Source organism: Rhodocytophaga aerolata (assembly GCF_030503435.1).
GTDB lineage: Bacteria > Bacteroidota > Bacteroidia > Cytophagales > 172606-1 > Rhodocytophaga > Rhodocytophaga aerolata.
In genome coordinates this window covers 111,084-124,041 of the sequence record NZ_JAUKPO010000007.1, presented here as the reverse complement: position 1 = coordinate 124,041, position 12,958 = coordinate 111,084, and the positions used below count along the sequence as shown (strand labels likewise).

Genomic DNA, 12,958 nt, shown 5'->3' with positions numbered 1-12,958 from the left:
CCCCTATGAAATTGCTCTCTAAACCTGTTATATCACTTCCCCGGATTTTTTCTGTGTTACACTCCCCGCTTCTTAATGGGTGGTCCAGGAATACTGAAGCTTATAGAACTTTTCAAATACATACCATAACCTATAGTTGTTTAAGCATCATCGTTATTAACCTTCTGGTAGGTTTAATAAATTTCCAGGCATCTTATGAAAGCTATGGACTTATTTCTTTTGCTGCACTATCTGTTTTATTAATCAATAAACGGGGATATTATCATGCGGCTAGGTGGATGTTTATAGGAGCATTGTATGTGTTAACTACATTAGTATTCATAACAGGCAACACCCCGGTTTTAGCTTTTTTGCTTTGTACAATGGCTGTGGTGGCTAATTTAGTTCTGTTTTCCAAAGAAGAAAAACTGGAACTTGCGTTGAGTTTTACTATTCCGGTACTCTTATTTGCTTGTGTGCAATTGCTAGATATTACTTTGCTAAGAGGGACTACTGCTTCTGAGCTATTTTCGCACAGTTCACTTTTCGTCAACATAGGTTTCATTCTACTGTCGGTGGTATTATCTGTGTTGTATCTGTTCTCTATTTACGAAAAATCTGAGAGAGACTTACGAATTTTGGTAGCGGAGCTGCAGGTTAAGGAACAAGAAATTACTAGGCAAAATGAAGAACTGTTGCTACTAAATGCTAATTTAACTGCCTCACAAGATGAATTGATTAAAAACAGAATATTTCTGAACAGTATAATCGATAATCTACCATTGTCTTTGGCTGTGAAAGATGTGAAAGAACTGAGATATGTTAGGGTAAACAAAGCAAGTGAAGACTTGATGTTGTACCCAGCAGTTGATTTTGTAAATAAAAAAGACACGGATCTTTATCCACATACGCAGGCAGAAGCTTTACTGGAAGAAGACTTAAGGGTGCTTCAATCAAAAGAGACAATAGAAGCAGAGAGATTGGTGACCAATAAAAACAATGAAACTAAATTTTTGTATACCAGAAAATCAACCATTTGTGATGATAAAGGGGAGCCCATGTTTATTTTGACCATTAGTGAAGATATAACGCCCCGTAAACAAGCAGAAGAACTATTAAAGAGAACAGTAAAAGAGCTACAAACCCGGAATCATGAACTGGATAATTATGTATACCGGGTTTCACATGATTTGCGGGCACCCTTCTGCTCTATGCAAGGTTTAATTAATCTGTCAAAAACTGAAAGCGATATAGCTAATATAAAGCAATACATAGATTTGATAGAGAAATCTGTCTATAAATCCGACCGCTTTATCCAATCTATCCTTAGTCATTCCAAAGTATTAAATACTGAACTACAGATAGAAACAATAGATTTACCAACGCTTGCCAACAGTTGCTTTCAGGAAGCACAGCACTATATCTCCGGTGCTGATCAGATAAAGCTGCAAGTGCACACCGAGGTAAGCTATCCGTTTGGCAGTGATCTGTTTCGGGTAAATATCATTTTGCACAATTTAGTAGCCAATGCAGTTAGATACAGCAAGTCGAATGCAGACAGTAACTTTGTTAACATAACTATTCATACTTCCCAGGAACAAGCAGTTATTACCATAGCCGATAACGGAGAAGGCATTACAGAAGAGCACTTGCCTAAAATATTTGATATGTTTTTCAGAGGCAGCGAAAAAGCTACCGGATCTGGCCTTGGGTTATATATAGCCCGTCAAGCCATTGAAGCTTTAGGCGGAACTATTCATGTTGAAAGTAAACCCGATCAAGGAGCTATCTTTAGTGTTACCTTACCCAACCATATTAATAAAACTGTCTAACTATACTTTCTGTAGCAGCGTTAGCCAGGCTTCCGTAAGTTTGCCAACTCTCAGATAAGATTGTGCGGTCCGGTGCAGTCTTATCTGCAGATCTTCATCCGATTTATAGGCAGCCAGTACCGATTGAATAACGGGCTGGTTTGAAAAATTAACAATGGCTTGTTTGTCCGGGAAAGCTTCAATGTTGCCTAACATGCCAAGATCATTTCCTGTAAGTACTGTGCTATTGCGGATAGAATGTGGAATCTGATCTATACCAATACCCTTTTTCTGATTAGGTTTAGGTACTTCAAATAAAGCATCGCCACTTGCCCGGCAATACCAATCGCCACCCATACGGGCAACCAGATCAATCCTCTGAGGATCAATCTGTCCTTTTTCATTCAGAATCTCTTCTTTTATATGCATAAGCAGCACTTCGCAAATGACCAAATTGCCTGCTCCCCCAGATGTGCCAGTTTCTATCACCTGATTTACTTTGCATTCAAAAGCTACTGGAGACTCTCCTACTCGCGGGGGTTTTACTAAGGTAGAAGGTAGAGCTGTAAAACCTGCTTTTATAAACTCATTCACTCCTTTGTCGTACTCACAACTAGCCAGCGAGGTTTGCTGCACCATAGCATAGTTTACCACATTTATTACCACCTCTTTTGTTTCATACACATTCTCCAGCGTATGCTTTATACTGTTGTCCCGTACCCGGCGTGCGGGAGAAAATACCAGCGTTGGTGGATTAGAGCCAAATACATTAAAAAAACTGAATGGACTGAGGTTTACATTTCCATTGCTGTCTACCGTACTGGCAAACGCAATAGGACGAGGGGCTACGGCACCTAATAAATACCCATGAAGGGTTTGCGTAGCAATATCATTAGGATGAATGGTCTTAACAGGCATGGTAGTATTTTTTCAGGTGCTGGCAGGTATACAATAATGGCTTAGCTTACACTCTTTGGTAACTATATTTCTTTCGCTGGCAGCACTTTTCCTCTCACCTCCCCAAACCCTATTCTGTTACCATCCTTTTTTCCAAAGCCCCGCATAATTACCGTATCATGGTCATGTAGGAATTTTCTTTCAGAGCCGTCGGCTAGAAGCAAGGGCTTAGTTCCCCGCCAGGTAAGTTCCAGCATAGAGCCATACGCATCTGCCTTCGGGCCACTAATTGTACCTGAGGCATACACATCACCAATAGTAACATTACAGCCATTTACGGTATGATGTGCCAGTTGCTGGGCAATATTCCAATACAGGTATTTAGCATTCGAACGGCAAACAACTTTTTCACTGCCTTTGTCGGGTAGTATAGAAACTTCTAAATGAATATCGTAATTCCGTTGCCCGGAAGATTGCAGATAGGGTAACACTTGGGGCTCTTGTACCGGACCAGGCACACGGAAAGGCTCTAATGCATCCAAAGTAACAATCCAGGGAGAAATGGAGGAAGCAAAATTTTTGCCCAGAAATGGCCCTAATGGCACATACTCCCAGGCTTGAATATCTCTGGCAGACCAGTCGTTAAACAGAACCATACCAAATATATACTCCTCTGCTTTGGTTACAGGTATATGTTCTCCTAACTCCGTAGACTGACCTATAACAAATGCCATTTCCAGTTCAAAATCCAGTTGCTGCGAAGGGCCAAAACCAGGCAATGCTGCATCCGGTGTTTTATACTGGCCATTAGGTCTATGAAAATTTGTGCCGGATACTACAATAGAGGAGGATCGGCCATGATACCCTACCGGCAGGTGTTTCCAGTTTGGAAGCAAGGCATTCGCAGGATCGCGAAACATAGTGCCTACATTGGTGGCGTGCTCCATGGAGGAGTAAAAATCTGTATAGTCGCCTATTTTTACCGGCAATTGCATATGTACCTCTGTGTCGTACAACAATACTTTGCGCCGGTGTTCGTAATTATCCTGCAGTTTGGCATTATCATGCCGCAGCAATTCTGATATCCGCTGCCTTACTTGCTGACATGCTGATTTTCCTAATGCAATAAAATCATTCAGATACGGCTGACTGAATACAGCATGATCTTTTAGATGTAAGGTATCGAAATACCCCAGCTGCGCCATCTCCTGAAGATCCAGTACATAGTTGCCGATGGCAACTCCGGCACGGGCAGTACCTATTTTGGGTTTAAAAATGCCAAAAGGAAGATTTTGCACCGGAAAATCACTGTCTGCCGGTACTTCTACCCATGTTTTCAGACTTGGATCGTTCGCAGAAAGCATAGAGTACTGAATAATAGATACGGATGAATGACTAATGATGTATAAATGTATAACTCAGAAGGTATTCCCAGGTATTGGTTATGCCTTCATCCGTCAATAATTATTCTTTTATTATACGGCTACCGGCGCTTTAATAGATGGATGCGGCTGATAATTCTCTAATGTAAAGTCTTCATATTGGAAAGAAAAAATATCTTTAACCTCCGGATTCAACCGCATCTGAGGTAATGGACGGGGTTCCCTGGAGAGTTGTACCTGTACTTGTTCCAAGTGGTTAGAATATAAATGCGTATCTCCACCAGTCCAGATAAATTCACCAGGCTGTAAATCACATACTTGAGCTACCATCATGGTTAGCAGTGCATACGAAGCAATATTAAAAGGAACTCCCATCAGCTTTGTATTACTAAAAATTTGATGAATACATTGTAAATCAACCATTTTAATGAAATTTTATGTATTACACAGATAAAATTTGTTGAATATGAACATCTTCGGCACAAGCTACTCAAATTAGTATCTTTCTCAACTCTAAATAATTCTATTTTCAATTATACAATAAATATCTACTCAAGTCAAAATACCCAATATTACTTTACAATATGTTTCAAAATATATAATCTTTTATTGATAGAGATCTAAATTTTATAAACTTATTGATATAATACTTAGCTTACCTTTTTTATATTTTATAAATTCTTATACTAGATCTGGCTTAATAAATTTGAAAATAAGTTGCACATAAATTCTATTATAGAAGACTAAATAGGATTAATTCAATAGGGTAGTTAATAATAATGTCCACAATATATCTAGCAAATCTGTCTTAAATTATATATCTTTAAATTAAAGTATTCAATTTTCAATAGTCTTTGTGATGGTTGCTTTAGGTCCTACTCCTTCTATTATTGAAATAAATTTATTTCCTAATTCATCTTCATAAGACACTTCTATTGTATAGCTAGTATTACTAATATGATTCTCTCCAGTTGTTCTGCCAAATATATACCTTCTTTCACTTTTATTGAGTTCATATGGTAGGCTAAGAGAATGTAAATTTATATTGCCAGAAAGCAATTTTATATCTTTAATATAAGCTGTTTCGCCTTTATTATTTAAATCTATTTTAATATCGCCGCTCGCACCATTAGTCGAAGCACCATTTAGCCATAATTTAGGCTTTACACTTAATTTAAGCTTTCGTTGCTCTACATCTGCTAACCTATTAATATACTTATCTACAGCTATTGGTTCCCCATTTTGGACAGCAATAACACCAGCCTCTTCAAATCCTTTGAAATATGAGGTAGTATTAATCATTATTGCTAATTGTCTTTCAAACTTGTTCTTAAAGTCCTCAATTGAACTGAAAGTCTCTATCAGACCTCTTTGCATATATTCATTTTTAAATGCTATTAATTTTTGATATTGACTATTGTCCACTCTATCCAATGCTACAGGTTTATTCGAAAAATATAGCATTACTGGCTTACCAGTTTTAATATGTGCCTCTATCTCTTCTGCACTTCCACTAATAAAATTACCGGTTGGAGTACCAATTCGTGTCCAAAAAATTCCTATCAATAAATCGCTTTGGCCTAATACCTGTTTATTAATGATTTCTTGAGGCCGATCCCCTAATAGCGGAGCAGAATGAGTTTCCCAACCTATTGGTAGTAGCACCATCTTTTTATGTATTGAATAAAGATAATTCCATTCCCATATTATCTTTCTAGCTATTTCACGTTCATCATTTACATCACTTGGTGATGCAAGCATTACATTATAAACAGTTGATACGAATGGCATATTTATATTATAACTTTGTATTAGGTATAGTCCAAGATATCAAATATATTTTTATAATTTTTAATATGACACAAAACCCAACAGATAAATATTTCCACGATATTTATCTGTTGGGTTTTGTGTCTATCTAATGTTATATTTTCTGCTTCTGCTTTGTAGCTCAATTTATAGGACGGCTACAGAGTAAAACACATCAGAGCTATATAATCAGGCTAATTTATACAGCAATTGGGGCTTTAATAGAAGGATGAGCTTGATAATTCACTATCTCAAAATCTTCAAACTTATAATCAAATATAGAATCTGGCTTACGTTTAATTATGAGTGTAGGCATGGGATAGGGCTCACGAGCAAGCTGAATTTTTGCTTGTTCCAAATGATTAGAATATAGATGCACATCTCCTCCAGTCCATACAAAATCTCCAGGTTCCAATTCGCATTGCTGGGCGATCATATGTACTAGTAATGCATAGCTTGCCAGATTAAAAGGGGTACCCAAAAAAAAGTCTTGGCTGCGAGTATAGAGTTGGCAGGATAATTTACCTTCAGCGACATAGAATTGAAAAAGCGTGTGGCAAGGTGGCAAGGCCATATCATTTACATCAGCCACATTCCAGGCACTTACAATATGTCTTCTGGAATTAGGATTAGTTTTGATCTGCTGAACAATCTGAGTAATCTGATCTATCTCTTCTCCATTTGGAGTTTTCCATCTCCGCCATTGCTTCCCATAAACTGGCCCTAAATCTCCATTTTCATCGGCCCATTCATCCCAGATAGAAACTCCATTTTCTTTTAAGTATTTAATATTTGTATCACCACTTAAGAACCATAGTAATTCATGGATGATAGACCGTATATGAAGTTTTTTTGTCGTTAATAAGGGAAAGCCATTTGATAAATCAAATCTCATTTGCCTGCCAAAAACAGATAAAGTGCCTGTCCCAGTTCTATCTCCTTTCTGCACACCATTATCCAAAATATCTCTCATTAAGGCTAAATATTGTCTCTCAGGATGTTGGCTCATTGTTATTATTATTTCTATGGATACTAAAAACCTTCTTTTCTAAAATTGATAAATTTTGTTCCAAGTTAGGCAATTGAGCTATAATTTTTTCATACTCTTCAACTTTAGCTTTTAAATTTTCTGTGTAAATACTCAACTCATTGAATGCGCATTCTAAAGCTTTACATTTGGTAAACCAGTGAGCTGTTTGGTTTCTCTGTTTTGAGAGTGTTTCTTTTATCTCTTTCAGTTTATCACTTCGGCTTTCATTAGGATTTAATGTAGTTGAGTTCTTATTTTCTAGGATGATTTTTTCTATATTCTCTTTTCTATTCTTTGTCCAGAAATATCTTTTAGAGTGTTTCAAAGTAGCTCTGTCACACTTAAGTTTTTTAGCCAATCTCACCCAGGAAACTATCCGAATACTGGGAGTAACTCCCTTCTTTATTGAAGCCTTTATTTCAGCTTCAATTGAATCAAATAATTTCCTTATTTTATAATTCTGCAACCACCAGTCTTCCAGATTTCTCTGGTCAAAAGGATTCTGAAAATCTAATTGCTGTAACCTATCATGCTCCTTTATCCAATCTCTACTACTAGCTCCATGCTTAAATAACAAATTCCGGAATTTTCATGTAATTAATTTAATGCCCAGATTTTTCAAAACATTTTCAGCTTCAGTTACTATAGCTTGAATTTCTTTTTTTGCATACGCCATGTATGGATCATTTAATTTCTTCTTGTTTTTTACGTATACATCCTTCCATATAGGAATATGCATTTTAGTTATGATAGCATTTTTGCATTTTGTAGGGTTGCATTGCAGGTTTCCTTTACAGGGCGGCTCCTCAACTGTCCCATCTGCATATTCAATTTTGCGTTTGCCTCCACAAAATCCTAATCCGACATCTACAAATGGGATACCCTTGCTTACGAGGTCTTCCATAACTTCTTCTATTGGAACTCCTGCTGCTTGCCATCCTTTAAAAAAATCTTCACGTCTCTGTTTAAACTCTTCAGCGTTAGGTCCAGCTACTGGGGCTTCGGGATGATAAAGTGAATTAATAATATCTTTGTTTACTCTATTGATAGCAACGGCATCATTAAATATTTCTGTGCTTATTCCTCCATATCCTAGAGTAACTTCACTTGCAGTTCGAAATCTGTTATGAGACTCATATAAATGTTTTAAATGAAAGCTAATGTATGGAATACCTACAGCTGCTTTATATAATTGGAGACTGAGTGTATGTCTTAATCTGTGAGTAGTGAGTTGGTATTTCGCATAAACATTTTGATACCGTTTTTTTGCGCTATTATTCTTATAAGAAAAGTTATTATCCGTGTCAACTATATGAATATATGATGTAATACCATTACTTATACTATTATTTGATAATGGCCGATTATCTATATTTAGTACGACTAATCTGTTTGGAGCGAATAAATAATCATTATTATTAAGTCTAGCCATCAATTCAAGTACACTAACAGCATCGCGAACAATTGGGCAAGCAACCCAATAATCTATGTTAGTAAGTCGATCATCTGGTTTCCCTTTTACCATTGTTCCTCTAATAACATAATCACCTGAGTCTAATTGCTCAATACAACCTCTTTTAAGCTGAACAGCTTCACTATATCGAATTCCTGTAAATTGCAATAGTAAATATTGTGCAGCTAACTGCACCCTTTGAAGAATTATTTTGAACTCATTTACGCTTAAAGTATACGTTCTTTTGAATAACTCTCTTTGATTTTGTGAGCCACTCCCTCTTTTATTAGACATACTCATATAAGAGAAATCTTTTGCTTTTATTTCTGAATAATCTTTAAACATAGAACCTAAATTTGTTAAAGAGCTATAGATGAAATTTGATTCAATGTCATGCTCAATACTTAAATTATAATTAGATGAAAGGGGAATCTTCATCCTTCTTAAAAAAGATAGTAGATCAGCAGTTGATCCCTTGACCAACAATTGAAATAATTTATCAGATATTGGCTTGTCACTATATCCTTTACTATCGCCTGGTTCTACACTAGGTTGTATTTTAAAGCATAAATTATTTATATCATTTTTATTCCAACCTAGCCTTTTATCTCTTGGGTTCCTTGTAGCTATTTGTTGTTGAATTATAGGGTTATTAAATAACATTAATAACTTTTTAATATCATTTTGGCGTTCTGAATAAAAGCTTTGTGCAGCTTCGTTTAAGGAGTGAATTGTTATATCATAAATTGACTGTATCCTCCTTCCATTTTCATTAGTTTCAAATTTAGAATGCTTAAAAAAGTTATTATTCTCACAATTCTTATATAAATGAGTTAAAAATTGAAGTAACTTCTTAAAAGCAGGGCAATAGGTATTAGGCTTCAATCCATGATTTATTACTCTACTCCTATTTGATATAACTCGGGGGCATTGAGCGTGAAAGAAAGCTACTATCTTTACTTCATACATAATGGTTTCAGGCAGAATGAAGCCAGAAGTTCCCCAATCAATCAGTTGCTTAGATTTATTTATAGATAAATTGCGTGGCTTGTTCTCGTTACTGAAATCCCATACTGTATCTGCAAATTTACTCTTTACAGATACAGGAAAATTGTCTTCTATTTTTAGTTTTCCAGAAATTATCTCGTGAAAACTATCCATAAAATTAGTTTTAAAAGGCTCCATCTAGCTACTATTATAAGATAGGTCTATAAACTACTGTATCTGTTAACTCATTCATACATTCGGCAGCACTATGCGCCCATTCTAGGTCTTCCTTGCTAAACTCTGATTTCTCGGGATCTAATATTTCTTCTATTATGCTAAGGCTTTTTTTATAATGCTTTATAGTAGGAAGCTCTATTGGCATATTTTTTATAGCATTTACAATTTGATTCTTATAAACAATTAACAATGGGAGGTGTAAAGTTAAAATAACTACATTTTTACAGAATAGGCACATATTATACCGGGTACAAACTTCCCCTTTTTGATAACCTTTTAGCATTTGTACCTCTTTTGGGGGATCTAAAACATTCCTGCAATCTGCTATAATACCTTTATAAATAACGGTTTTATTTGAAGACGTGTGTTCTAGAGCATACTCAGGTTGTTCTTGCAATTGCCATGCACGATTCTCATGAATATAAGTTAAAGCAGTCCTAATGATTTTTCTAGCATTAATCTCGAGGTTATTTTTTGATATATATCTCAGCGTTTGTGCAATCGATTTATGGCCACATCTACTTTGAATTTCAAAAAAATCATAGCCCTCTTTTACCATTTGTGAAATTTTAGTTGAGCGGAATCGAACTATATTAAGTTGTAGTCTTTTATCATTTTGTGATCTAAGATTATATCGTATTAACTTTCTTTTGCACCATTCTGATGTAACCTTAATATTGATTCTACTAACTACACCATAATTATTGTTACTAGATACTTCATAAATAAACAGAAAGCTTTTTAATTCTTTAGGAGCTCTCTCTCGAACAGCCGCAGTAAGTTCAATGATCTGTTTAAAAATCGTCCGGATAACATTTGCTTCATTTTCTTTCAGTTCTCTGATAGCTACATTTTTATCATATATGTTTAAATGCATTTCCTTATGGCCCAGACTTCGCTGCTTAAAGTATTTTATGTATGGCACATTAGATAAAGGATGCTTTTCTTGAAAACAATCTGCTGTTAAATCCCACAGAGAGTCAGGGTTCATGCCTGTGTATAAGGCTAGTTTCATTGCAAAGGGCATAAGTACATCTGCATCTATCAAAGAAGTTACACCCCACGCACGGTAGAGGGCAGGTAGCCCTCCTTTATAGCACCTAGTTACATTGTGAAAAAAATTATTATGTTTTATTTTATTTTCAGGTACGCCTGATAATGCTTCACAATCCATTACATTTTCAAAGTACCATCGCATATTATCAGTCTCTTTCCAACCAAATCCTTCCGGATGGACTGAGCCCCTAGGAAATCCTTTCATGCAGGGTTTGATGCGAGGGTCCCGCCCAATCCCTGTTTTTTGATATCCTTTTTTACTAAGAAGCTTAGAAGTAAATTCAAGTTCTTCCTTCAACATCCTGTTTATTTCATTTACTTCAAAATCGCTATAGGCTGTATTTTGCTCCGTTTCTTTTATAGGCAAACCTACTCCTGCTTGAAGCAGGTTTTCATCCTTAGTCAATTGATGAAATAAGGCATACTCCATTACTTGCCTAATAGCAGACATATGTGAAGTCACTGTAAAGGAAGAAAGTCTGGTCTTACTTCCTTCTACATTGTATTTTTTGAAGTACTTTTCAACATTATGTAAAGCAAACTTATCCCACTGCTCATTCAGAAAAAAAAGCTTATTATTTTCTAATTTACTATCAAAATTATGTGTCTTTGGTAAATAGGTATTTATATAAAAGGATAGTGCTGTTTTGAAATTTTCCTTTGTGCTTTTACTTATTTTAAGATTAGCAACACGGTTAAAGATGAATTTTAGTTGAGCATATGGATCTTCAGTAGTAGGTTTAGGTAAAATTTTAGCGAGTCCACTTTCATGATACATTTTGATTGTCTTAGCCATTAGCTTTTAGTTTTAGATCCATGTCCTCTTTTTTCTGTGTGATTTTTTTGTGGCTTGAAGGTATTCCTATAAATGTATATAGCCTCTTCATACCTATTATTTATGCCATTGCTATCTCCTAACTGTTGAATTTTGGCTATAATAGGAGCAGGTATAGCAGTATACATTTCTGTGGATTTGATGTGAGAATGACCTAAGGCTCTTTGGCAGACAACTAAATTTTCCAAAAATTCCCGTCCATGCTCGGACTTTAGAATGGAAAATGCTGTTCCATGTCTTAACCTGTGAGGGCTTATTGTTTTATTCAGTATGCCTGCATTTAAAAGAGCTTCTGAGGTAGAATTAAATTTTTTTTGTATAGCATGGCGAGTTATAGGCTTTCCCCTCACATTGAGAAACATAGGAATTTCTTGCCTTTCAAAATTCAATTCCGCCTTTCTATAAACCCTCCAATTATTATGAAGGCGATTAATTCTTTCAATCATAGACCTGCTAATTATTGTATATCTTGGTTTAAGATTGCCTCCTCTGCCTTTCGATCCCATAACTAAAAGCGGAAAATACATTAAACTATCAGGGTAATGATCTAAATCTGGTAAATCAGACTTTAATACCCTGCAAACTTCTGAAACACGTAATCCGGTATCATATAAAAAGTGTACTAAGCAGCGTTCGCTCTCGTTTTTAAAACCATTCGATATGAAATCACATACTTCTAGATAAGTCAGATATTTTGGAGGCGGTCGGTGTGGAGCAACTGTTTTTAACTTGCCGTCTGAATACGGATGATTATCAATATCTCTAACTCTTCCAGCTTCTTCAGTTGTAAGCCAATCAAAAAAAGATTTTAATACAGCATCTCTTTTTCTGATGGTATACTGGCTTAATCCTTGGCGTTGTAATTGAGAGAGCCAATCCTCAACAAATCTTGACCCTACTATTTGTAAAGCCTCATCAATTGAATATACTTTGTATATCTTATCCTTCTGTAAAGCTTTACAGAAATACATAATATCCTTAGTATATTCGCCAACTGATTTCTTACTGTATCTTGGTTTTCGCGCCATAGTATGAGCAAAAAGAGTAGGCAATTCGATTATTTTCTCTTCATCATCAAAAAGGGTAACTAATTCCCCTTTCTCCTCCACTATCGTTTTGTGTGTTGTCATAGACACTGAAAAGTATTGTTATAAGCTTTTGTGATTTCGGCTGTTTTTCTTTAAGCAAGAAAAGCTGAGAACAATATAGAATAAAACTAGTTAGCATACAATGATTTTTTTATCTTATGCCACTAATATATAGTTAGTTAACGTACCTGTATTAAAGTTTAGATTCAAGTAATACTATAACTCTTCAAATAAAATACTGGTATTTTGCTTTTCTAGCCATGATTTTATTAAGCAGATGATTCAATAATAGCTATAACTCTAACCTCATTTTAGGGCAAAAAATATTTTAATTAAAATGAAATAGCCTCAATTAGTATTGAGGCTCACAAGAATATTGGTTTGCAGAAAAGAT

The 12,958-nt window shown here is 35.5% G+C and carries 10 protein-coding genes; 1 reads left to right on the top strand and 9 read right to left on the bottom strand.

Annotated features, from left to right (window positions below; genetic code table 11):
* The first annotated feature begins 5 nt into the window (after positions 1–5).
* Positions 6–1,811, top strand: a complete 1,806-nt coding sequence (locus tag Q0590_RS14250; RefSeq protein WP_302038229.1) for a sensor histidine kinase — start codon at positions 6–8, stop codon at positions 1,809–1,811.
* Here Q0590_RS14250 and Q0590_RS14245 read toward each other — a convergent pair whose 3' ends face one another.
* From Q0590_RS14245 to Q0590_RS14205, 9 genes are all read right to left on the bottom strand, one after another.
* Positions 1,812–2,708 carry a flavin reductase family protein gene (locus tag Q0590_RS14245; protein WP_302038228.1) on the bottom strand — a complete coding sequence of 299 codons (897 nt, stop codon included), beginning with the start codon at positions 2,706–2,708 and terminating at the stop codon, positions 1,812–1,814.
* A gap of 62 nt (positions 2,709–2,770) precedes the next feature.
* Positions 2,771–4,051 carry a fumarylacetoacetase gene (fahA, locus tag Q0590_RS14240; RefSeq protein ID WP_302038227.1) on the bottom strand — a complete coding sequence of 427 codons (1,281 nt, stop codon included), beginning with the start codon at positions 4,049–4,051 and terminating at the stop codon, positions 2,771–2,773.
* A 111-nt stretch (positions 4,052–4,162) separates the two neighbouring features.
* Entirely contained in the window at positions 4,163–4,492 is a 330-nt protein-coding gene (thyA, locus tag Q0590_RS14235) for a thymidylate synthase (protein WP_302038226.1), read from the bottom strand.
* A gap of 414 nt (positions 4,493–4,906) precedes the next feature.
* Positions 4,907–5,860, bottom strand: coding sequence for a DUF4062 domain-containing protein (locus Q0590_RS14230; protein ID WP_302038225.1), 954 nt, complete (start codon positions 5,858–5,860; stop codon positions 4,907–4,909).
* A 217-nt stretch (positions 5,861–6,077) separates the two neighbouring features.
* Entirely contained in the window at positions 6,078–6,887 is an 810-nt protein-coding gene (thyA, locus tag Q0590_RS14225) for a thymidylate synthase (RefSeq protein WP_302038224.1), read from the bottom strand.
* Positions 6,871–7,485, bottom strand: coding sequence for a hypothetical protein (locus Q0590_RS14220; protein ID WP_302038223.1), 615 nt, complete (start codon positions 7,483–7,485; stop codon positions 6,871–6,873). The genes thyA (Q0590_RS14225) and Q0590_RS14220 overlap by 17 nt, the downstream gene beginning before the upstream one ends.
* A 12-nt stretch (positions 7,486–7,497) precedes the next feature.
* Positions 7,498–9,522, bottom strand: a complete 2,025-nt coding sequence (locus Q0590_RS14215) for a site-specific integrase (protein WP_302038222.1) — start codon at positions 9,520–9,522, stop codon at positions 7,498–7,500.
* Positions 9,523–9,556: 34 nt separating this feature from the next.
* Positions 9,557–11,437, bottom strand: coding sequence for a site-specific integrase (locus Q0590_RS14210; RefSeq protein WP_302038221.1), 1,881 nt, complete (start codon positions 11,435–11,437; stop codon positions 9,557–9,559).
* A complete protein-coding gene (locus tag Q0590_RS14205; protein ID WP_302038220.1) occupies positions 11,437–12,606 on the bottom strand; it encodes a tyrosine-type recombinase/integrase in 1,170 nt (389 codons plus the stop codon). Before Q0590_RS14205 ends, Q0590_RS14210 begins: the two co-directional genes overlap by 1 nt.
* Between the last annotated feature and the right edge of the window lie 352 nt (positions 12,607–12,958).

What these genes read in the sequence shown, in the direction of transcription:
- Q0590_RS14250 (WP_302038229.1), top strand. Translation starts at nt 6, where the DNA reads ATGAAATTGCTCTCTAAACCTGTTATATCACTTCCCCGGATTTTTTCT.
- Q0590_RS14245 (WP_302038228.1), bottom strand. Translation starts at nt 2,708, where the DNA reads ATGCCTGTTAAGACCATTCATCCTAATGATATTGCTACGCAAACCCTT.
- fahA (WP_302038227.1), bottom strand. Translation starts at nt 4,051, where the DNA reads ATGCTTTCTGCGAACGATCCAAGTCTGAAAACATGGGTAGAAGTACCG.
- thyA (WP_302038226.1), bottom strand. Translation starts at nt 4,492, where the DNA reads ATGGTTGATTTACAATGTATTCATCAAATTTTTAGTAATACAAAGCTG.
- Q0590_RS14230 (WP_302038225.1), bottom strand. Translation starts at nt 5,860, where the DNA reads ATGCCATTCGTATCAACTGTTTATAATGTAATGCTTGCATCACCAAGT.
- thyA (WP_302038224.1), bottom strand. Translation starts at nt 6,887, where the DNA reads ATGAGCCAACATCCTGAGAGACAATATTTAGCCTTAATGAGAGATATT.
- Q0590_RS14215 (WP_302038222.1), bottom strand. Translation starts at nt 9,522, where the DNA reads ATGGATAGTTTTCACGAGATAATTTCTGGAAAACTAAAAATAGAAGAC.
- Q0590_RS14210 (WP_302038221.1), bottom strand. Translation starts at nt 11,437, where the DNA reads ATGGCTAAGACAATCAAAATGTATCATGAAAGTGGACTCGCTAAAATT.
- Q0590_RS14205 (WP_302038220.1), bottom strand. Translation starts at nt 12,606, where the DNA reads ATGACAACACACAAAACGATAGTGGAGGAGAAAGGGGAATTAGTTACC.